General features: G+C 62.0%; 21 protein-coding genes and 1 pseudogene. 10 read left to right on the plus strand and 12 right to left on the minus strand.

From position 1 onward, the window contains the following. Positions 1-57: 57 nt before the first annotated feature. On the minus strand, positions 58-996 hold the full coding sequence (locus BXE_RS39825) for a LysR family transcriptional regulator (protein WP_011493817.1): 939 nt from the start codon (positions 994-996) through the stop codon (positions 58-60). A gap of 138 nt (positions 997-1,134) precedes the next feature. On the opposite strand from BXE_RS39825, the gene BXE_RS39830 reads away from it, so the two are divergent. From BXE_RS39830 to BXE_RS39860, 7 genes are all read left to right on the plus strand, one after another. Then, on the plus strand, positions 1,135-2,787 hold the full coding sequence (locus BXE_RS39830; RefSeq protein WP_040123523.1) for a thiamine pyrophosphate-dependent enzyme: 1,653 nt from the start codon (positions 1,135-1,137) through the stop codon (positions 2,785-2,787). Positions 2,788-2,859: 72 nt separating this feature from the next. Further along, the gene (locus tag BXE_RS39835; RefSeq protein ID WP_011493819.1) at positions 2,860-3,894 is read left to right on the plus strand and encodes an isocitrate/isopropylmalate dehydrogenase family protein; all 1,035 of its coding nucleotides are present in this window, start codon (positions 2,860-2,862) and stop codon (positions 3,892-3,894) included. 77 nt (positions 3,895-3,971) lie between these two features. Continuing rightward, entirely contained in the window at positions 3,972-5,450 is a 1,479-nt protein-coding gene (locus BXE_RS39840) for an NAD-dependent succinate-semialdehyde dehydrogenase (protein ID WP_011493820.1), read from the plus strand. A gap of 283 nt (positions 5,451-5,733) precedes the next feature. Beyond that, the gene (locus BXE_RS39845) at positions 5,734-6,903 is read left to right on the plus strand and encodes a porin (protein WP_011493821.1); all 1,170 of its coding nucleotides are present in this window, start codon (positions 5,734-5,736) and stop codon (positions 6,901-6,903) included. 75 nt (positions 6,904-6,978) lie between these two features. Continuing rightward, complete coding sequence (locus BXE_RS39850) at positions 6,979-8,403, plus strand: MFS transporter (RefSeq protein WP_011493822.1); 1,425 nt, start codon at positions 6,979-6,981, stop codon at positions 8,401-8,403. 136 nt (positions 8,404-8,539) lie between these two features. Further along, positions 8,540-9,364 carry an HpcH/HpaI aldolase/citrate lyase family protein gene (locus BXE_RS39855; protein WP_011493823.1) on the plus strand — a complete coding sequence of 275 codons (825 nt, stop codon included), beginning with the start codon at positions 8,540-8,542 and terminating at the stop codon, positions 9,362-9,364. Positions 9,365-9,771: 407 nt separating this feature from the next. Further along, a complete protein-coding gene (locus BXE_RS39860) occupies positions 9,772-11,190 on the plus strand; it encodes an ISNCY family transposase (RefSeq protein WP_040123522.1) in 1,419 nt (472 codons plus the stop codon). 309 nt (positions 11,191-11,499) lie between these two features. Here the strand turns inward: BXE_RS39860 and BXE_RS39865 are convergent, their stop codons facing one another. From BXE_RS39865 to BXE_RS39910, 11 genes and pseudogenes are all read right to left on the minus strand, one after another. Beyond that, complete coding sequence (locus BXE_RS39865) at positions 11,500-12,321, minus strand: glucose 1-dehydrogenase (RefSeq protein ID WP_011493825.1); 822 nt, start codon at positions 12,319-12,321, stop codon at positions 11,500-11,502. Continuing rightward, positions 12,318-13,337 carry an IS5 family transposase gene (locus BXE_RS46200; RefSeq protein WP_052115898.1) on the minus strand — a complete coding sequence of 340 codons (1,020 nt, stop codon included), beginning with the start codon at positions 13,335-13,337 and terminating at the stop codon, positions 12,318-12,320. Before BXE_RS46200 ends, BXE_RS39865 begins: the two co-directional genes overlap by 4 nt. Positions 13,338-13,377: 40 nt before the next feature. Continuing rightward, a pseudogene (locus BXE_RS39875) lies at positions 13,378-14,472 on the minus strand (IS3 family transposase). A 67-nt stretch (positions 14,473-14,539) separates the two neighbouring features. After that, positions 14,540-14,686, minus strand: a complete 147-nt coding sequence (locus BXE_RS46810) for a hypothetical protein (protein ID WP_158340962.1) — start codon at positions 14,684-14,686, stop codon at positions 14,540-14,542. A gap of 53 nt (positions 14,687-14,739) precedes the next feature. Beyond that, a complete protein-coding gene (locus tag BXE_RS39885) occupies positions 14,740-14,955 on the minus strand; it encodes a hypothetical protein (protein WP_040123521.1) in 216 nt (71 codons plus the stop codon). Between the two features lie 203 nt (positions 14,956-15,158). Then, positions 15,159-15,416, minus strand: coding sequence for a hypothetical protein (locus tag BXE_RS39890; RefSeq protein ID WP_040123520.1), 258 nt, complete (start codon positions 15,414-15,416; stop codon positions 15,159-15,161). Continuing rightward, the gene (locus BXE_RS39895) at positions 15,413-15,616 is read right to left on the minus strand and encodes a hypothetical protein (RefSeq protein ID WP_148223102.1); all 204 of its coding nucleotides are present in this window, start codon (positions 15,614-15,616) and stop codon (positions 15,413-15,415) included. The genes BXE_RS39890 and BXE_RS39895 overlap by 4 nt, the downstream gene beginning before the upstream one ends. Positions 15,617-15,651: 35 nt before the next feature. After that, positions 15,652-16,221: a hypothetical protein gene (locus tag BXE_RS39900; protein WP_233518913.1), complete on the minus strand. Its 570-nt coding sequence runs from the start codon at positions 16,219-16,221 to the stop codon at positions 15,652-15,654. Next, positions 16,188-16,508, minus strand: a complete 321-nt coding sequence (locus tag BXE_RS47615; protein ID WP_233518912.1) for an MBL fold metallo-hydrolase — start codon at positions 16,506-16,508, stop codon at positions 16,188-16,190. The genes BXE_RS39900 and BXE_RS47615 overlap by 34 nt, the downstream gene beginning before the upstream one ends. Before the next feature lie 53 nt (positions 16,509-16,561). After that, the gene (locus tag BXE_RS39905) at positions 16,562-17,002 is read right to left on the minus strand and encodes a type II toxin-antitoxin system VapC family toxin (protein ID WP_199577107.1); all 441 of its coding nucleotides are present in this window, start codon (positions 17,000-17,002) and stop codon (positions 16,562-16,564) included. Continuing rightward, on the minus strand, positions 16,999-17,253 hold the full coding sequence (locus BXE_RS39910) for a type II toxin-antitoxin system Phd/YefM family antitoxin (RefSeq protein ID WP_011493834.1): 255 nt from the start codon (positions 17,251-17,253) through the stop codon (positions 16,999-17,001). Before BXE_RS39910 ends, BXE_RS39905 begins: the two co-directional genes overlap by 4 nt. Positions 17,254-17,596: 343 nt before the next feature. Between BXE_RS39910 and BXE_RS39915 the strand changes: the two genes are divergently transcribed. The 3 genes from BXE_RS39915 to BXE_RS39925 are packed head-to-tail and all read left to right on the plus strand — an operon-like array spanning position 17,597 to position 19,899. Then, a complete protein-coding gene (locus BXE_RS39915) occupies positions 17,597-17,956 on the plus strand; it encodes a hypothetical protein (RefSeq protein WP_011493835.1) in 360 nt (119 codons plus the stop codon). A gap of 52 nt (positions 17,957-18,008) precedes the next feature. Then, entirely contained in the window at positions 18,009-19,037 is a 1,029-nt protein-coding gene (locus BXE_RS39920) for a hypothetical protein (RefSeq protein ID WP_011493836.1), read from the plus strand. Positions 19,038-19,083: 46 nt separating this feature from the next. Then, positions 19,084-19,899 (plus strand): alpha/beta fold hydrolase, encoded by an 816-nt coding sequence (locus tag BXE_RS39925; protein ID WP_011493837.1) that lies wholly within the window; start codon positions 19,084-19,086, stop codon positions 19,897-19,899. Positions 19,900-19,916 lie beyond the last annotated feature (17 nt).

Below are 19,916 nucleotides of genomic sequence, written 5' to 3' on the forward strand. Positions count from 1 at the left end.
GACATAACTGCAGCCTATGACAGGCCGGTTCTGCGCGGCACCCTCGGGAAGCGAAGGTTACGCGTCTTTCGGATGGACGATGCCGTAGAGATCGCCTTCGTCAATCAGCCGTGCGAACAACGTGCGCAGTTCGTGCTCGAGTACTTCCATGCTGTGCGTGACGGGCCGCTGCGCAGCGGTGGCCAGCACCAGTCGCGTATGCAGTTTCGGCGCGTGCAGCAACCGCGCGTTGAGCGTGCCGGCGGCCAGTTCGCTGAGCACGGCGGGCCGTGCGAGGATCGTGCAGGCGAGCCCCGCGACGACGATCTGCTTCAGCAATTCGAGCGTGTCGACCTCATAGCGGACGTCGAGTTTTATTTTCTCTTTCGCCGCGGCGTATTCGATCGTCCGGCGCAGGCCGTGGTTGTGCGTGGGCAGCGCGAGCGGCACCTTGCCCAGCGACGCGAGCGTTGGCTGTGCGGGGCGCTCAAAGGTGGTTTCGGCGCCCGGTGAGACGAAGAACAGTTCGGCGGCTGCAAGCGGATCGACGGCTACCGTCGGCGAGCGTCGCGCGTCGTGCAGGATCGCCATGTCGAGGCGCCCGCCCACCAGCCATTCGAGCACGTAGCCGCTGTAGCCGGACACGACGTGAACCACCAGCCGCGGATATTTCTGCTTGAGCCCGGTCAGCAATTCCAGGCCGAGCAGATGGCAGACGGTCGGCGTGAGACCCACCGTGACGAGCCCTTCGGGCGACTGGCGTTCCAACTGCAGATCGGCCGGAATGGCTGCCAACTGCTTCACCAGCGGCCCGGCGCGTTCGATCAGCGCCTGCCCCTCCGGCGTCAGCGAGACACCTCGCCCATGCCGGTACACGAGCCGCAAGCCGCATTCTTCCTCGAGCTTCCGGATCTGCCTACCCAACGCGGGCTGGGCAATGCCGAGCACGGTTGCGGCCTTCGACAGACTTCCCGCAGCGGCTACCTGCATCATCAGTTCCAGTCGTCTCAAATCCATGTGTCACCTCTGCCGGAATGGCATAGCTGATAGTTCGGCTATGCCAATTGTTCGCCTGGGACGAGGCATCGATAATAGCCGACATTCGCTGCCGTCTTCGCGGCCATGCCCCTGTCCTCTCACCTCTTCATCCGGAACATGAACCTACCTGTGCCAGTAAGCAGCGCCTCGCACGCAATGCTGTCGGTCTTCGCGGCGAACGGCATCGATCGCGTCTTTCTCGTGCCCGGTGAGAGCTATCTCGGCATCCTCGATGCCCTGGGCGATTTCCCGTCGATCGATGTGGTGACCTGCCGCCACGAAAGCGGAGCGGGATTCATGGCCTGCGCCGATGCACGGCTCACGCGCCGGCCCGGCGTGGTGATGGTGAGCCGGGGACCGGGTGCCGCGAATGCCGCGATCGCGATTCACACGGCCGAACAGGATGCGATCCCCCTCATCCTTGTGGTGGGGCAGGTGCCGAAGCAGCGTCTGCGCAAAGGTGCGTTCCAGGAGATCGACTACGGCAGGATGTACGGTTCGGTCGCGAAGCACGTGATCGAGGTGACCGAGCCAGAAGCGCTCGCGGCCGCCGCCTTCGATGCCATCCGCATCGCCGGCGCCGGCACGCCGGGCCCGGTCGTGCTGGTCGTGCCCGAAGACATCCAGCAGCAGGCCGTCGAGGCCAGTGCGTGGCGAGCCACGCCGGCCGTGCCAACGCTGCCCGAGCCGGTGCGCGTGCTCGAACTCGCCGGACGGCTCGAGCGCGCGCAGCGCCCGCTCGTCATCGCGGGCGGCGTGCTCGACGTACCGGGCGGCCGTGAAGCGCTGCGCCGGCTGGCGGAGCATTTCGCCGTGCCGGTCGCGGTCTCGTTTCGTCGCCACGACCTGTTTCCGAACGATCACGCGCTCTATGCCGGCGACCTGGGTCTCGCCAATCCCGAGGAGCAGATGCGCCTGTTCGAGTCGAGTGATCTGGTGATCGCGCTCGGCAGCCGCGTGGGTGACATCACTACGCAAGGCTATCGATTCCCGTCTCACCCCGTGCCCGCGCAAAGCTTCGTGCACTGCCATCCCGATAGCGCTGTGGTCAACCGACATCTAGCCGCCGAGATGGGGTTCGTCTGCGATCCCGCGAGCCTCGCGGCGGCGCTCGTCGCAAGCAATCCGTCGCCTTCTGTCGGGGGGCGGCGAGCGCAATGGTGCGAGCGTCTGCGCGATTTCGCAACCGGCTACGCGCGTTGGCCAGAGCCGGCCGCCGATGGCGCTGCCCGCGCGGTCGACGTGGCGCGCATACTGGCGAAGCAGATGCCCGGCGATGCGGCGATCTGTCTCGATGCGGGGGCCTTCGCCGCGCCCGTCTATCGGCATTTCCCGTTCTGTTTTCCGCGCCGGCTGATGGCGCCGCTTTCGGGCGCCATGGGATACGGCGTGCCTTCCGCAATTGCCACGCAGTTGCGCTATCCTGGCCAGAAGACGGTCTGCCTCGTGGGCGACGGCGGCTTCCTGATGACCGGCAATGAAATCATCGCCGCCGTGGAGCGCAGGTTGCCGATCCTGTTCATCCTGGTCAACAACCAGTGCTACGGGTCGATCCGGATTCATCAGAACCGGCACTATCCCGGGCGTCACGTCGGCACCTCGCTGAGCAACCCCGATTTCGTGCGCATTGCCGAGGCTTACGGGCTGCAAGCCCGGCGCGTGACGCGCGAATGCGAGCTGGACGAAGCGATTGCGCAAGCGTTCGCCGCCGACGAGCCTTGTCTGATCGAAGTGGTGACAGAGCCGCCGGGTGGCCCGTTGCCGTCCTGAGTGAATTCTTCGCGGCGCACGCCGGCTGGCGGCGCTGAAACATGAACACGAAGTGACTGAAGGAGGACTGGTATGAATGCGAAGGCGCGTGAGTCGATTCCCGCCACCCTGATTCCGGGCGACGGGATCGGCCCGGAGGTGACGCAGGCGACGGTCAGGGTGCTCGAAGCGCTGGGTGCCCCATTCAAGTGGGACATCCAACAGGCGGGCATGGCCGGCATCGACGAATGTGGCGATGCGCTGCCGCAAGCGACGCTGGACAGCATCCGCGAAACGAAGCTGGCGCTCAAGGGGCCGCTGACGACGCCGATTGGCGGGGGCTTCCGCTCCGCCAATGTGCGCCTGCGCGAAGCGTTCGAACTCCACGCGAACATCCGGCCGGTGCGCACGATCGTGCCCGGCCGCTACGACGATATCGATATCGTGCTGGTGCGCGAAAACATTCAGGGGCTCTACGTCGCGCACGAGCATTACATTCCGATCGGCGACGATCCGCGCGCCGTGGCCGTGCTGACCGGCATGAACACCCGCGAAGGGGGCCGCCGCATTGCGCGCTGCGCATTCGACTATGCGCTCAGGCACGGCCGCAGGAAGATCACCGTGGTGCACAAAGCCAATGTACTGAAGGCGCTTACCGGCATTTTCCTGGAGGCGGCTCGCGAGGTTGCCGCCGACTACGCAGGACGGGTCGCGCTCGACGACCGCATCGTTGATGCCTGTGCGATGCAGTTGGTGCTCAATCCCTGGCAGTTCGACATGCTGCTCTGCACGAACCTGTTCGGCGACATTCTCTCCGACCAGCTTGCCGGCCTGGTCGGCGGGTTGGGGCTCGCGCCCGGCGCCAATATCGGCAAGGACACGGCGCTGTTCGAAGCGGTGCACGGATCCGCTCCCGATATCGCCGGTCGCGGCATCGCCAACCCCGTCTCACAACTGCTGGCGGCAGGCCTGATGCTGGACCACGTGGGGCTCGACGAGGACGCGAAGCGCCTGAGGCGGGCGATCGCCGATACCCTCAACGAGGACAAGGTGCGCACTCCCGATCTGGGCGGTCAGGCGACCACGCGCACGTTCACCGACGCGCTGATCGAACGGCTCGGCCATTGACAGCGCCGCCGACCGGCCAGACCACCCGCCGCGCCGCGGGACTTATTGCGGCGCAACTGAACCATCAGGAGTTCGACATGAACGAGGCCACCGCACGCAAGCCGCATCCTCTCGACAAGCTGAAAGATCCTTCCCTGCTTCGCACGCAGGCCTATGTCGATGGACGATCGCAGGGCGGCGCACAGGAGTTCGCCGTGTTCGACCCGGCAACCGGCGCAGAGATCGCGCGGGTGCCCAATCTCGCCGCCGCCGAGGCACGCCAGGCGATCGATGCGGCGAACGCCGCGCTACCTGCCTGGCGGGCCTTGACGGGCAAGCAGCGCGCCGCGATGCTGCGGCGCTGGTATGAGCTGATCGTCGCGCACGCCGCCGATCTCGCCGCCATCATGACGGCCGAGCAGGGCAAGCCGCTGGCCGAGGCACGCGCCGAGGCGCTGTACGGAGCGTCGTTCGTCGAATGGTTCGCTGAGGAGGCGAAGCGCGTCTCGGGCGACGTGCTGGCCAGTCCGGCCGACGACCGGAAAATCGTCGTCATCCGGCAGCCGATTGGCGTGTGCGTATCGATCACGCCGTGGAATTTTCCGCTTGCGATGATTACCCGCAAGGTCGCCCCGGCGCTGGCCGCCGGTTGCACTATCGTCGTCAAGCCCGCTGAGCAGACGCCGCTTTCCGCGCTGGCGCTGGCGGAGCTGGCGCATCGCGCCGGCCTGCCGGCAGGCGTACTGAACGTGCTGACGGGCGATGCCGCGAACGCTATCGAGATCGGCAAGGTCTTCTGCGAGAGCGAGATCGTCCGGCATCTGTCCTTTACGGGCTCGACGCCCGTGGGGCGACTGTTGATGCAGCAATGCGCGCCGACCGTGAAAAAGGTCGCGCTGGAGCTGGGCGGTCACGCGCCCTTCATCGTGTTCGACGACGCGGACGTTGACGCAGCGGTACAGGGCGCGATGGTCTCGAAGTATCGCAATGCGGGCCAGACCTGCGTATGCGCCAATCGTTTCTACGTGCATGACGCCGTCTACGAGCGTTTCGTGCGGCAGTTCGCCGAGGCCAGCCGGGGCGTGAAGGTCGGCAATGGCTTTCTCGAAGGCGTCGACCAGGGGCCGTTGATCGACGACGATGCCGTCGCGAAAGTGCGGCAGCACGTCGACGATGCACTCGCCAAAGGCGCGCGACAGGTCATGGGCGGCAGGATCGAAGGGCGCTTCGTCGAGCCTGTGCTGCTGGCCGAGGTGACCCACGACATGCTGATCGCGCGCGAGGAGACCTTTGGGCCGGTCGCGGCTGTGTTCCGCTTTCGCGACGAAGCGGAAGTGACCCGCCTCGCCAACGATACGCAGTTCGGCCTCGCCTCCTACTTCTACAGCCGCGATATCGGCCGCGTATGGCGGGTGGCCGAGGCGCTCGAATACGGCATGGTCGGCATCAACACCGGCTTGATTTCGAACGAGGTGGCGCCGTTCGGCGGCGTCAAGCAATCGGGTCTCGGCCGCGAAGGGTCGAAATACGGCATCGAAGAATACCTGCAGATCAAGTACCTGTGCATGGGTGTTTGACGCAGCCCCGGGCTCTCGAAGGCATAGGACGTATCTATGTCTACCTCATTTAATTGATATTTCTGACTCCGCAGCAGGTCGGCTATAGTCGATTGACGGTAAAGCGCATCGACCCGATGTGGAAGGTTCTGACGCCGCTCCCTGGAACCCCGAAATAACTAGTCGAGACCAGGTAGACGCAAGTATCGCTGACGCCGCGGTATCGATACCGGACTTGAATCCTTGGAATAAAGTTCGGAGTATTAAATAAAAGAAAATTGCATAATCAGAGACAGGAGACAATATGAAAATCCGACTTGCAATGTTTTCGACCGCGCTCGCCATGGGTATCGCTGCGCCCGTGTTCGCGCAGTCGAGCGTGGAGATCTACGGCATCATCGACGAAGGCCCTGAATACAGCAGCAATGCGGGCGGCCATCCCCTCTACAGCATCACCACGGCGGCGCAAGGCGGCAGCCGGCTCGGGTTTCGTGGCACCGAGGATCTGGGCGGCGGCCTGAAGGCGCTGTTCAGGCTGGAGAACGGCTACGACCTGGGCACCGGCAAGCTGGGGCAGGGCGGCCTGATGTTCGGCCGCCAGGCCTATGTCGGCCTCGAAGCAAGCCATTACGGCACGGTGACCCTGGGGCGTCAGTATGACGATATCGTCGACTTCATCGGACCGTTGACGGTCGGCGATCAGTGGGGCGGCACGATCGGCTCGCATCCCGGCGATCTCGACAATTTCGACAACAGTTTCCGCACCAACAATTCGGTGAAGTACGCCAGTCCCAACTACGGCGGCATCAGCTTCGGCGGCATGTACAGCTTCGGCGGCATCGCCGGCGATACCTCAGCGAACCGCGTATGGTCCATGGGCGCAGGCTACACGGGCGGCCCACTGCAACTGGGGCTGGGCTACCTGAATGTGCGCAACTCCAATGTGAGTTTCTTCGGCAACAGCGGCGTGACCGCCACCACCAACAATATCGCCAGCCCGGTGTATAGCGGTTATGCGTCCGCTACCACTTACGAGGTGTTCGGCGCGGGCGTCAACTACACTTTCGGTCCGGCTCTGGTCGGGCTTCTCTATTCGAATATCCGCTTTCTGTCGCTCAACAATACAGCGCAAAGCGGACCGAATCCGAATCATCTGGACGGCGATGCCGCCTTCAACGACGTCGAAGTGAGCTTCAGATATCACCTCACTTCGGCTCTCCTGCTGGGCCTTGAATACAACTACACTCGGGGGAATTCGATGAACGGTCAGGATCCCGCGCAATATCATCAAGGGACGCTGGGCCTGGATTATTTCCTCTCCAAACGCACGGACCTCTATGTAGTGGTGGCTTACCAGAAGGCATCCGGCGTCGATTCGACTGGCAAGGCTGCGGTGGCTTCGATCAATACCGTCACGCCTTCGAGCAGCGACCGGCAGACCATCGTATCGCTCGGTTATCGACACAAGTTCTGAACGCCGTCAGCGGTATCTGTTTGGGCCGCCCCGCCGGGGCCAGGTCAAAGCGCCTTATTCACGCAAGGACAACCGATGAGTACCCATCTGCGCACCTCCGTCGCTGCCCGGCTCGAGCGTCTGCCGGACTCGCGCTATCTGCGAACCGCCGTCATCCTGATTTCGCTGGGGACTTTCTGGGATTCCTACATGCTGTTTTCCGTCGGTCCCATCTCAGCGCACTTCTTCGCCTATCTGGGACAGCCGCATCTGGCGACAGAGCTACCGCTCGCGCTTTTCCTCGGTACCTTCGTAGGCGCGGTCTGCCTGAGCACGGTAGCCGACACCATCGGGCGGCGCGCGGCCTTCACGCTGGACCTGTGCACGCTGGCCGTCGGCGCGCTGGTGGCGGCGTTTTCGCCGAACGCAACCGTGCTGCTGATTGCGTTGTTCGTGGCCGGCATCGGCACGGGCGCGGAGTTGCCGCTCTCCACCACCTACGTCCAGGAACTCTCGCCCGCCAAGGCGCGCGGGAAGAAGTCGAGCTTCGCGCTGACGATCGGTTTTTTCGGGGGCACTGTCGGCGGGTTTGCTTCGCTGTTGCTCGTGCCGTTGACGAACCTGCCGATCCAGGGGTTTCGCATCGCCTTGCTGCTTGCAGCGCTGGGCGGATTTTCCTCGCTCCTCTTGCGGATCAGGCTGCCTGAGTCGCCGCGCTGGCTGGAGCGGGTCGGCCGCCACGAGGAAGCCGACCGCGTGGTCGAGGAGATCGAGCGCCGGGTCATGCGCGACACAGGGCTTACTGCGTTGCCGCCGGTTCCGGCGGGCAGTCACGACGTGGCGAGCGGCGCTTCGCCGCTGCGGATATTGATTTCCCGCGCCTATCTGCGGCGCACCATCAGCGCGGGTGCGATTGAATTGCTGCAAGGGTTCGGCGCCTACGGATTCGCGACCTTCGTACCTTTTTTCCTATATTCGCGCGGCTATTCCGTGATCCACGCGCTGGCCTATACGGCGATCATCCAGATTTCGTATCCGACCGGCTGCCTGATTTCCGCCTATATCACCGACAGGATTCAGCGCAAATGGGGCATGGCGCTGGCGTATACCATCAACGTCGTGTTCGGGCTCTGCTTCCTGCTCGTCGATTCGACCTTCCTCATCGTGCTGTTCGGCTTTCTGACCGAGACGATGATCTTCATCAACGGCCCGCTGCTGCATACCTATGAAGCGGAAATCTATCCGACCGGCGTTCGTGCGCGTGGCGCCGGCATCTGTTTCGCACTGAGCCGGCTGGGAGGGTTCCTTGCGCCGATCGTGGCCTCGATCCTGCTGGCGGGCGGGGCCAACGGCGGCTGGCTAATCGCCATCGGCGCGGCCGCGTGGTTCGGCTGCGCGCTGGTGGCGGCATTCGTCGCGGTGGATACGACCAACATCAGCCTCGAGGATCTGGAAGCCAAGGTGGGAGATGCCAGCGAGGCCGACGCGGCGGCCGGTTACGGGATGGTCAAGAAACGATGAAGGCGGCGCGGGGCCCGGGTGCGAGGGCCGCTCGTGCCCGAGCTCGTCGAGGAACTCGATTAGATACAACAGTCCTACGCAGCATCCCTGAGCCGATGAGCCGGGGACGCGCGGAAATTTACGGAATTAAACGCATATGTCTCGAATCGGTCGGCAGCAGCATCGGTCTTTTCTGTTCGTTCCGGGGAATCGCCCCGAGCGTTACCTCAAGGCCTGGGAGAGCGATGCCGGCGCCGTGATTGTCGACCTGGAGGACGCCGTTCCAATCGAGGAAAAAGACCGTGCGCGAGCGGCCGTGGCGAACTGGATCAGCCCGGAAAGGCCGGTGCTGATCCGCGTGAACGGATTGGCCACGCCCTGGTTGGAAGAAGACGCCCGCGTCGCCAGGCTGCCGGGCGTCGCGGGCGTCGTGCTGCCGAAAGCGGCGAACGCGTCGGACGTGGCCGCGCTGCTTGCGCGGATCAAGCGCGATATCCCCGTCTATCCGCTCATCGAAAGCGCGGCAGGAATGTGGAACGTGCTCGAAGTCGCGAGTGCTCCAGGCGTTCGGCAATTGATGTTCGGTACGTTGGATTTCTGCGTCGATATGGGCATGACACTGGAGAGCGGCACGCTGAGTCCGTTTCGCGCAGATATGGTCATGGCTTCCCGGGTGGCCGGCATCCGGCCGCCTGTCGATGGCGTCACGCCGGACATCGATGACGACGAGCTGTTGCGAACGGAAACCGTCGAAGGCAGGAAATGGGGATTTGCCGGCAAGCTCTGCATCCATCCCCGCCAGGCGCCGGTGGTGAATGGTTGCTATGCGCCCAGCGAAACGGAACTGGCGTGGGCGAGACGCGTGCTCGAGGCGTTCGAGCGAGCCAACGGCGCCGCCGTTGCCGTGGAGGGAAAGATGGTCGATCGTCCGGTGATTCTGCAGGCACGGCGCATTCTTGAGGAAGACGAGCCTGAGGCTTGATGGGTCGGTGAATCGTTACGTCGACAAGACGCTATTTCGCCGATGACGGTCGAGAGCGTCCACCGGGCGCCGAACTTCGGCAGTCGACCTCCAGGGACAATCTGGACCTCTTGAACCGCTGAAACGATAGGGACCGCTTCCGACGGGATTGGGTTGAAAAAGAGAACGCTGAACCATGACGTCCGAAAAAGCTTGGGCATCCGATGACATATCGAACCATGAGGCGGGCGCTTGGGGATGCAAGCAGATGGGCCATCAATCTGGGAGTTTTTATTTGACATAATATAAATTATCAACATGCAGCGTGTAGCGGCTTCATGTAAATGTCGTGTTCTGGCCAGATAGAAATGTCGTGTTTTTGAACGCTGGCATGCTGGTCGGTCCGTTGCGAGATTTCGGAGTCGGCCATGTGTCCAGCCACACTGGTGACATTGAACATGCGCGAACTCGACCGTTTGAAGGTCATCCAGGCCATTGTCGACATGGGCCTCAAGCCTGGTCGCGCGGCCGAACGTCTGGGCTTGACCGTGCGTCAGGTTGAGCGCCTGGTGATCCGCTATCAGGAATCCGGTGCGGCGGGACTGGCCTCGCGCAGACGTGGCCGTTCCGGCAACCGGAAGCTGGACGAAGGACTGGCTCAGCGGGCGCTGGCGATCATTCGTGAGCGCTACGCCGATTTTGGGCCGACGCTGGCCTGCGAGAAGCTCTGGGAGTGCCACGGCATCCGGATGGCCAAGGAAACCGTCAGACGGCTGATGACGGACGCCGGTCTGTGGATACCACGCCGGCAGAGGCCGCCGAAGATCTACCAGCCGCGGGCGCGTCGTGCGTGTCTGGGCGAACTGATCCAGATCGATGGCAGCGATCATCGCTGGTTCGAGGAACGGGCGCCAGCCTGCACACTGCTGGTGTACGTCGACGATGCGACCAGCCGGCTGATGGCGCTGCATTTCACGGCGACCGGATCGACCTTCAGCTACTTTGAAGTGACCCGGGCGTATCTGGAACAGCATGGCAAGCCGGTGGCGTTCTATAGCGGCAAGGCTGGCGTGTTCCGCTCGACGCAGACGGCAACGACGGGCGGCAAAGGCGTGACCCACTTCGGCCGGGCGATGTTCGAGCTGAACATCGATGGATTATGTGCGAATTCAAGTCAGGCCAAGGGGCGCGTTGAGCGGGCGAACCTGACGCTGCAGGACCGGCTCGTCAAGGAACCAGGGTTGCGTGGCATCGATACGCAGGAAGCGGCCAACGCCTATGCGCCCCGCTTCATTGCCGATTACAACACGCGCTTTGGCAAGGTGCCACGGAGCGCCTTCAATGCGCACCGGCCGCTACGTGAGGATGAGAATCTCGACACTATCCTGACGTGGCGTGAACCGCGGCGCGTCACGCGTTCGCTGACGCTGCAGTACGACCGGGTAATCTACCTGCTCGATGACACAGAGGCGGACCGCAGGCTGGTAGGACGCTACATCGACGTGTATGAGTATCCGGATGGGCGCATTGAGGTCCGCGCCGACGGTGTCGCCCTTCCCTGCAGGCCTTACGACCGGCTCTCCGAGATTGATCAGGGCGCGGTGGTCGATCACAAGCGGCTGGGTCACGTGCTGCAGGTCGCGCAGCTCGTTCAGGCCGATCGCGATAACCGGCGCGCGTCAGGCTCGCCGTCACGGACCAACCAGGGGCAGGCGCCCAAGCTGAAGGAACGCAAGGCTGGGACAAAGAAGCAGCGGGAGATCACGGTCGGGGATCTGAACACCGCGATTGGCAGAACGCCGGTCAGCCTCCAGGATTCTGTACTCAAAACCTCGTCAAGGAGATAGCAAAGCTACAACTACGACACTTCTACTTTGCTGCCGCTACGACATTTGAGAATGGCCTCGACAGCTAGTATGTTTGGAACTGTTGCGTTTTTCGGGTATCCGGCAACGGTAGATCAAGGCTTGCGGCCGGAATCAGAAACGCAACTTGATTTCTAGTACGTGAGTGCCGCAGGCGCGTCTGCCAGCTCGGACTGGGGGTCCGGGGAACAACTGGACAGCCAACCGACTTGAGGCAACGTTGGCTACAGTGTCACCGCGTGTAAGGCACTGCAGGCCAAGTGATCTGCTGGCGCAACGGTCCCACCTTAGTTAGTTTTCGCCGTCATCGATCACAGCGGGTGTTGCCGCCGACCCGGCCAGGAGCCCACCGTCAATGTTGAATTCACTACCGGTGATGTACGTCGCCTCATCCGATGCCAGCAACAATGCGAGGGCGGCAACTTCCTCAGGCGTGCCGAACCGCCGGAGTGGGGTATCACGGACCAGTGCAGCCATTCGTTCCTCGCGGCCGGCGTCGGTGCCCAACATGGGTTCCCAGATGGGCGTGAGGATGGCGGCTGGGTGAATCGAGTTGCACCGAACTTCGAGGTTTTGTCCCGCGCAGTAGAGCGCAACAGTCTTTGTGTGGTTGCGGACTGCGGCCTTTGACGATGCATATGCCGCCGCACCTGGAATGCCGACCAGGCCAGAGCGTGAAGAGATGTTTATGATCGAGCCCTGTCCATGACGTCGCATGGCACGTATGGCGTACTTGCAGCCGAGAAACACTCCGTCGAGGTTCGTTCGATGTACAGCGCGCCACTCCTCAAGGCTCGCGTGCTCTGGATCATGCGGCACGACACGAGCCTCAAAGCCAGTAATCCCTGCGTTGTTGACCAATACGTCCAGTCGGCCGTGTTTTTCCAGGACATGCGTCGTTACACGCTGCCAATCGCCTTCTTCTCGAACGTCAAGTGGCAAATACGCAGCGCAATCGCCAATCGACGTCGCCACTGTTCTGCCAAGCTCATCGTTGATATCAGTGACGTAGACGAAGCAACCGTTCTGTGCGAATGACCGTGCAACCGACGCACCTATTCCTTGGGCTGCCCCAGTGATGACCGCAACCTTGGAAGCAAGTCTTTCTTTCATATAAATGTCCGGGGCGAATTGAACCGAGCCTTTCGGCAATCATTGAGGGAGAGGAATGAACAACTTCGCTTGCTATGCCACATTCGGCTGGCGTGCAAGGGTTCGGTACACGGTTGGACGCGAAACGGTTTTGTCGCGATAACGAGATGGGGTAAGATCTTCAGATGAAAAATCCGCCAGAATTTAACGCACCTCGCCTGGCCGAAGGAATTCCATTGATTGATCAGGTTGGCAATCACGAGGCCTTCCTGAACTTGTGATGCGATGCGGCGAGTCAGCAGCGCATCGCCGAGACAGCGCTTGATGCGCGAGAATTGCGCCTCAACGCGAGCGCGCAGGCCATAACCATATTTGTTCTGGAATGCATACTGTCCTTTCTCGTTCCGATAGCACACAAGCTGATCGTGCCAGCGGTTTTGATCGGGGTCGTCGACCGCATCAGACTTAGGTGGAATCACCGGCACAACGCCGCTGGCGGGTAACTGTTCATTGCGTTCGATCTGGTAATACGCCGTATCGACAATCAGCCGATCGATCTCGCCCACTTGCGGCAACAGCACATCGAGCCCGCTGCTATCCCCGGTCTCGGTGTCCGTGATTTCCCCCGCCAGCACATCACCTTCAGCATCCATCGCCAGATGCATCACGCGCCATGGCGTACAGGGCGCTTGCTTGCCGTATTTCTTCTCATACCATGCACCCGCATGGGAAAAGCGCAAGCCTGTGCTATCCACGATCACCGTCACCGGCTCGCCTTCCTTCAAGCGCTCGGCCGCACGGGCGCATTGCTTGCGTATGGTCATGTCCAGCGCAGCAAACAGGTCAGACAGGTGGCCGAAGCTCGCAACGGGCAGCGCAACACCGCGCCCGCGCCAGTAGTCGTGCATGAATCCCGCGAATTCCCGCAGACCCAGCCTATGCATGCGGTACAGCATAAACAGCAAGCTCACGTAAGCTGGAGTATAGACAGACTCACGACCCGACACGCCCTTTTGATAGGACTCTTCATTGATCAACTGAGGTTCCCTCGGTTTTTCGCCTTCCAGAGGCCCCGGGTTATGCAGCCGCATCCCTTGTCCGCTGAGCCACAACCCAGTCTTGCATGGACGGCTTCGCGTTGCGTGCGGTACCTCGTGCCATGCACTCGCTCGTTCTTCAGACTGTTGAAGAAGCTTTCCGTCGGCGCGTTATCCCAGCAACTGCCTTTGCGGCTCATGGAGCATTGCATGCCGTACGAGTTGAGCTTGCGCTGGAAGTCGTGGCTGGCGTATTGACTGCCCCTATCCGAGTGATGCAGCGCACCAGGCGCGGGCCGACGGCGGAGCCATGCCATCGTCAGCGCGTCGATAACGAGCTCCGTGGTCATGCGCGGCTTGACAGACCAGCCCACGACCTCCCGGTTGAACAGGTCCAGCGTGACGGCCAGGTACAGCCAACCTTCGTCGGTCCAGATGTACGTGATGTCCGAGGTGAACAGCTGATTGGGTCCGGCCGGCGCGAAGTTGCGATTCAACACGTTCGGCGCGACCGGCAGCTTGTGCCGGGAATCGGTTGTTACGCGGTAACGGCGCTTGTGGCAGGCTCGAATACCGTTGGCGCTCATCAACCGCTCTACCCGTGCCTTGCTGGCTGGGAAGCCGCGAGAGCGAATCTCTTCGGTCATGCGCGGCGAGCCGTACGCGCCTTTGACCTCGGCGTGAATCGTCCGAATCAATGTGAGCAACTGCGCATCGGTCAGCCGCTGACGCTCGGGCGTGCCGCCGCGCTTCCAGGCGCGATAGCCATTAACGCTCACGCCAAGGACCTCGCACAGCGCCAACACGGGATATTGCCGGCACTGCGTGTCAATCCAGGCAAACTTCACAGGAGGTCCTTCGCGAAGAACGCCACGCTTTTTGCGATTTCCAGCTCCATCTGCAAGCGCTTGTTCTCCGCTCGCAGCCGCGAGAGCTCCATTTGCTCCGCCCTAACGACTTTCGCCCCCGGACCGTTGAGCTTGCCGGCCTCCGAGGCCTTCAGCCAGTTGCGCAGAGTCTGCGTCGACATACCCAATTCCCGGGATACGGCGCTCAGGCCTTGCCCGTCCTTGACTCGTTGCACGGCGGCTTCCTTGAACTCTGTCGTGTACACCTGGTGCGGTACCTTGAACATCTATGCTTTCCTTCCTTTGGGTCGAGTTTATACGCGACCTGCTGGAAGGCGAAATTTCAGGGGAAGCTCATTCTTCGCCCATACCGATTGCCTGAGCTACGACGTTGATAACCAGCTCGGCTTGCGATTGGCTCAACGAGAGACTGTCTTGTTCCCCCTGAGTCACGGTCGCCCTGAGATACTCGCAGGCATTGATGAAGTCGTGTCTGCTCATGTGTACATGCTCCTCTGAATCGACTACTGGCCAATTGTCGGGGCGCTGCGTGCCTAATGCACCGAGAACCGCGCGGAGTGGTCAGCTTGGGCCTGTTGCATTCCGTTCACACGATCGGTAATCAATCGAACCAGCAGCAGCGCATCTACCAGGTCGCTCTTCGGTGCGGTGAATGCTTTGTAGTAGTTTGCGGTTGTGTCGACGGTGATTCGTGGCAGGCGCTCCAGCCTGCGCCGTCCTTGCCATGTTCCAATGACTTTTCCAAGCATCGTCAGTTATCCAGAGGTGCTGCGTGCGTTTGCGTGCGTTTATTTCTTACGTTTTTGCGGGTGCCGTGACGCGCTTGGTGGAGTGGATGGCGAGCACGTTGCAAACAAACCGCGTGCCGCCATGCCGTGCTGCGATCGCGGTCAGGAAGTACTGCGCCGCGAAGATCGCACAGGCGATCCATGCGGCGTTCGTGCTCGCGCCGTCACCGGAGCAGGAGTGGCAACGCGATGACAAGAGGTAGCGACAGCGCAGCCGCATCACGCCACAGTAGATACATCTTGCGCGCGTCGACCACCGGAACCTCCGACTCAACGCGTCTGTAAAGCTTGTACCAGAACGCGTTCTGTTCGGCCGGCTCGACCGGTAGCGCCCCTACGTTCTTTCTTAAAGTGGTCATGTCGACGCGTGGGTCAGCCGGGCCAAACCTCGTGAACGCTTCATGGCCGGGAAGAGCGTTCATGAGTTTCCAGTACACCAGCATCGCTTTGACGTTGTCGGGACCAGACCCCACAGCAGCAGGACAGCAACCGGCAGGACCATCATGAGCGCCGCACGCACGCTCATCAGCAGCTTTAATGATGCCGCCTCGATAACTGCTGGAAAAGCAAAGACCAGCAACAGCACAATCTCCAGCAGCGCCAGCGCCACCAGCCAGGTCATGTTGCCGGCCTTCAACGACCGTTGTGCTCCGCTTCTCATCCCTTGTACTCGGTGTCGATGTTGTAGCCGTTGTCAAGAACGGTGAACTGAATCCAGCCATCGCGGCGTGTCGTCAGGACATGACGTCTTTTTCCGGTCGTGTTCACGTACGCGCCCTGCTTGCGAACGACGGCGCGGTAGTCGGGCACCGTCTCCTGCGTGGCGTGCACGATCGCCTTGTCCGAAATCACGACGCAACTCGGGGTGAAGTAGGCGAAGATATCCTCGCAGAAACCGTTCTCCCGGCCATGGTGAGATGCGACCAGCACTTCCGTACCCGCCAACTCAGCGCGGAAACTCGCCTGCTGCAGCAATGCGCGCCAACCAGCTTTTTCAAGATCTCCCGCAAAGAGGATTTTGAACCACCTGTACTTGATGAAGACCGCCAAACTCAGGTTGTTCGTGTCAATGAACTGCGGGTAGGTGTTCCAGAATGCCGACATGGTGATGCCGCCCATGTTCTGGTCGAAGGGTTCAGCGATGGCCCCATTGAAACCTTGGCAAATCTGGACAAATCGCTCGGCGTCACGCGTCAGTGGCCCACACTGCTCTTTGATGACGCGCATCGTCGCCGCAGACGGGCTGGGATTGCGGTGCACACTGGCACAAAGATGCCAGCATCCCACAGCCCCTGAAGGTCGCTCATGTGGTCCTCATCGGCGTTCGTGATGAACAGGTAGTCCAGCCGGTTACGCCCCAAAGTCCTCGTGATGTACTCGCCAGGGCGAAAGGATGTGCCATGCCCCGAATCGATCATCGCCAACCGGCCGCCCTGCGCACCTAATCCTGTTTGAATGACGTGCTGAATCATGGCGCAGGCGCCATGCTCGACGTCCCAGATTCGAATGCGCATTTCTCCCGGCATACATCCCCCGTCGATTCACCGTATCGTGTGGCTCTACTGGCTCAATCATGGTGTATTCCGATCGGCTCCCATGGATTGAGAATGTCGACGCCCGTCTGGACGAAGTCGCCTACGTTCCGTGTGACAACCGTCATGCCATGCACAAGAGCTGTAGCGGCGATCAGTGCATCGCGCTCCGCGCGCTGATCGGGCACATGAAGCCTTGCACAGCGTTGCGCGACGGCAATATCGACGGCCAGCACACGGCCGGCGAAAGCCGGCAGGACATGACTGTCCAGCCAGGCGCGAAGAATGGCGCCTTGCGTTGCGTCGCGACGTTCCATCAGAAGTACGCCGGTTTCAAACTCCAGGATCGTAATGGCCGACAGAAAGAGGGCGCCAGGCGATACGCTGGCTGCCCAAAATGCCACGTTCCTGTCGGCCTTGCCGGCTTTTGCCTTCCGCAATTCTGAAACGACGTTGGTATCGAGAACAAACATCAGGACAGGTCCGCCGGACGGGAAAGCGTGCCTGCACGCGGCGGATCGAATTCGATCTGTTCGACGCCGGGCATGGCCAGCATATCGATGATGCTGGCAGGTCCGCCAATCAGCTTTTGATATTCCGCGATGGACAACAGGACGTGTGCCGGCCGACCGCGATCGGTGATGAACACCGGTCCCTCATTAGCTGCCTTTTTGGCGCCGCTGGCGTCTTGATTGAACTCGCGGCTGGATAGGGTCGTAATGGTCATTGGATACCTCAACTACACATTATCAATGTAGATATGTTACTACATTGATGGTCGTCTTGCAACTCCCGGCTGGTCCGTACTCTTCGGGTTGGGTGATGGTGGGCGGGCGCGCGCCGGCTCCCCGCCCCTGACGTGCCTCACTGGGGGGCGCGTTGAAGATCGCGTTCATTGTCGTGCTCGTGGTTGCGCTTTTTCATAACATAACGTATCAAAAAGGAGTCGCAATGGGACGCGAAGCAACCATTACCGCCGAACAGGTCAATGCCATCGCCGACGCAATGAAGGTCGAGGGCATCAAGCAACGTCGCGCGCCGTGCGGGAGCGCCTGGGAAATACCGGCAGCATGGGCACGATCAACAGGCTCCTGCAGCAATGGAAAGCGGGGCAGGCTCGACAGACAACGGCCGTGCTGACGCTCCCGCCTGTGCAGCGCGTGTTCGACATCGTCGAGGACATCACCGGCACACGGCCCGCGGTGGGTACCGCCCCATACTTCTCCGATGCAAGCGCCCTGCAGCCGCTGATCAACGGCGCCCCGACGCTGATCCTGGGCCCGGGCGAACTGACGGCGATGCACCAGACCGACGAGTACTGCGAGGTCGTCAAGCTCCGGGACGCGGTGCGCATCTACGAGGCCTTGATCCATATGAGCGTCGACGCTGACGCGCGGCTGGCGGCCTTGCCCGCCGTCGCCGAGGAATAGCGTAACCGGGGTGCCCCTTCGAACTCCAACTTCATTCTCACGGAACCCTGCGATGTCCGCCCAACACTCGAATGCCTCCTGCCTGCGTGCCGCGAACGTGCTGCTGCGCGACCACTTCTGTACGAAGCCAGGCGAAAACGTCGTGCTCACCACTGACGAAAACTCCGACACGGACCTCGTGCGAGCGCTTGCCGATACGGCCGCCGCGCTCGGCGCGAAGACATGTGTAGTCGACATGCCCCGCCTGCCATTCCAGGGGTCGCTGTCGGACCCGTACATTCCGTCTCCGGTCGAGGCGGCCGTGATGCATAGCGATGTCTGGCTCGACCTGACGTTCCCCTACATGGCCGGTTCCGGCGCGTTCGATCGCGCGATGGAGCACAAGCGCACCCGCTACCTGCTGGTCGGCGATGCGAGCGCTGCGGGTTTCGCGCGGCTCTATGGCAGCGTCGATTTCGACGCGCTGTTCGACCTTCAGGAAGCAGCCGATGGTTTCTTCCGGGAAGCCCAAGGCAAGCATTGCCGCGTGACATCGGCGGCCGGCAGCGACTTCTCGTTCGTGATGGGACGCCCCGCCACCCGCAAGGACCGGCGCGCGACGCAGCCGGGTTCGCAGACCATACCGGGCTCGGCCATCTTCTATCCGGAGCTGGAAACGGTTAAAGGAAAGATCGTGCTCGAAGCCGCATTCCACGAATACTACACACCACTGCGCGAGCCACTTGTACTCGAGGTGGATGGACGGGTCCGCTCCGTCAGCGGAGGCAGCGCGGCGAAGGTGATGGACCGCGCGCTGCGCCGCGCAGGCGGCGGTGAATACGGCAATGTGATCCACCTGACGGTAGGCCTGAATCCGGGCGCCGCGTCCACCGGGCGCTCGTTCATGGAAGACATCCGCGTAATAGGCTGCAATGCCATCGGGCTTGGCCTGCCCTGGTGGTTGCCGGGCGGCGGCGAGAACCACCCGGATGGTGTCGTGATGAACCAGTCGCTATGGATCGGCGAGCAGATGATCGTCGAAAACGGGTTGCCCACGCTGGCTGCGCCGTTTTCGGCTGAATTCGAGAAACTCGTTTCCTGAAAAGGCTTACCTTCCCCACAAGACCGGACCCGCACACGGAACAATAATGATCAGCTATCCACACAACGCCGGATCGGCGATGACGCGCGTCATCCAGGGCGGGCTCGACGGCCCGGTCGTCGTCCTGCTCCACGGCCTGTCCGCACGCGCAGATCGCTGGAAGCACAATCTCGACGCGCTGGGGCAGGCCGGCGTGCGCGCCATGGCCATCGACTTGCCAGGACACGGCTTCGCCAGCAAGCATGAAGACTTCGACTACTCTGCGCACGGCTACAGCCGGTGGCTCGATCAGTTCGTCCAGACACTCGGCGTGGAGAAGCTCGTGCTGGTCGGAACGTCGTTCGGCGGCTTCGTCGCTGCGCACTACGCAGCCGATCACCCGGAGCGGGTCGCGGGACTGATGGCGGTGGGCGCCATTGGTCTCGTCCCGGCCGGGGAAGCGCGCCGGATGAAGACGGTCCAGTGGCTCGGCGAAATGCAGAAGGAACAGATCCGCAGCCGCATGTACCGGGGCGTGCTGGATCCGCAGCTGATCAGCGAGGAACTCGTCGAAGAGGACTACCGGATCAACAACTCGGCCGGCGCCGCCGAAGCGTTTGCGGCCCTCGCTCGCTACTACCGCGAGCGCCTCGACGATGACGCGGTTGCCGCCCGCCTCGCGGATGCCGCGAGCCGCTTCCCGGTAAGCATCGTATGGGGCCGGGACGACCCGTCCGTCTCGCCCGACTATGGAGCCAGGGCGCACCAGATCATTGCCGGTTCGACGCTGACCTTCGTCGACGACTGCGGACACTTTCCATACTGGGAGCGTCCGGCTGAATTCAACGCATTGCTCACAAATTTCGTGAAGCGCTGCATCTGAACCTGACGGGATACGCT

It is taken from the genome of Paraburkholderia xenovorans LB400 (assembly GCF_000013645.1).
Taxonomy (GTDB): Bacteria; Pseudomonadota; Gammaproteobacteria; order Burkholderiales; family Burkholderiaceae; genus Paraburkholderia; species Paraburkholderia xenovorans.

What these genes read in the sequence shown, in the direction of transcription:
- BXE_RS39825 (WP_011493817.1), bottom strand. Translation starts at nt 996, where the DNA reads ATGGATTTGAGACGACTGGAACTGATGATGCAGGTAGCCGCTGCGGGA.
- BXE_RS39830 (WP_040123523.1), top strand. Translation starts at nt 1,135, where the DNA reads ATGAACCTACCTGTGCCAGTAAGCAGCGCCTCGCACGCAATGCTGTCG.
- BXE_RS39835 (WP_011493819.1), top strand. Translation starts at nt 2,860, where the DNA reads ATGAATGCGAAGGCGCGTGAGTCGATTCCCGCCACCCTGATTCCGGGC.
- BXE_RS39840 (WP_011493820.1), top strand. Translation starts at nt 3,972, where the DNA reads ATGAACGAGGCCACCGCACGCAAGCCGCATCCTCTCGACAAGCTGAAA.
- BXE_RS39845 (WP_011493821.1), top strand. Translation starts at nt 5,734, where the DNA reads ATGAAAATCCGACTTGCAATGTTTTCGACCGCGCTCGCCATGGGTATC.
- BXE_RS39850 (WP_011493822.1), top strand. Translation starts at nt 6,979, where the DNA reads ATGAGTACCCATCTGCGCACCTCCGTCGCTGCCCGGCTCGAGCGTCTG.
- BXE_RS39855 (WP_011493823.1), top strand. Translation starts at nt 8,540, where the DNA reads ATGTCTCGAATCGGTCGGCAGCAGCATCGGTCTTTTCTGTTCGTTCCG.
- BXE_RS39860 (WP_040123522.1), top strand. Translation starts at nt 9,772, where the DNA reads ATGTGTCCAGCCACACTGGTGACATTGAACATGCGCGAACTCGACCGT.
- BXE_RS39865 (WP_011493825.1), bottom strand. Translation starts at nt 12,321, where the DNA reads ATGAAAGAAAGACTTGCTTCCAAGGTTGCGGTCATCACTGGGGCAGCC.
- BXE_RS46810 (WP_158340962.1), bottom strand. Translation starts at nt 14,686, where the DNA reads ATGAGCAGACACGACTTCATCAATGCCTGCGAGTATCTCAGGGCGACC.
- BXE_RS39885 (WP_040123521.1), bottom strand. Translation starts at nt 14,955, where the DNA reads ATGCTTGGAAAAGTCATTGGAACATGGCAAGGACGGCGCAGGCTGGAG.
- BXE_RS39890 (WP_040123520.1), bottom strand. Translation starts at nt 15,416, where the DNA reads ATGAACGCTCTTCCCGGCCATGAAGCGTTCACGAGGTTTGGCCCGGCT.
- BXE_RS39895 (WP_148223102.1), bottom strand. Translation starts at nt 15,616, where the DNA reads ATGACCTGGCTGGTGGCGCTGGCGCTGCTGGAGATTGTGCTGTTGCTG.
- BXE_RS39900 (WP_233518913.1), bottom strand. Translation starts at nt 16,221, where the DNA reads ATGCGCGTCATCAAAGAGCAGTGTGGGCCACTGACGCGTGACGCCGAG.
- BXE_RS47615 (WP_233518912.1), bottom strand. Translation starts at nt 16,508, where the DNA reads ATGCGCATTCGAATCTGGGACGTCGAGCATGGCGCCTGCGCCATGATT.
- BXE_RS39910 (WP_011493834.1), bottom strand. Translation starts at nt 17,253, where the DNA reads ATGACCATTACGACCCTATCCAGCCGCGAGTTCAATCAAGACGCCAGC.
- BXE_RS39915 (WP_011493835.1), top strand. Translation starts at nt 17,597, where the DNA reads ATGGGCACGATCAACAGGCTCCTGCAGCAATGGAAAGCGGGGCAGGCT.
- BXE_RS39920 (WP_011493836.1), top strand. Translation starts at nt 18,009, where the DNA reads ATGTCCGCCCAACACTCGAATGCCTCCTGCCTGCGTGCCGCGAACGTG.
- BXE_RS39925 (WP_011493837.1), top strand. Translation starts at nt 19,084, where the DNA reads ATGATCAGCTATCCACACAACGCCGGATCGGCGATGACGCGCGTCATC.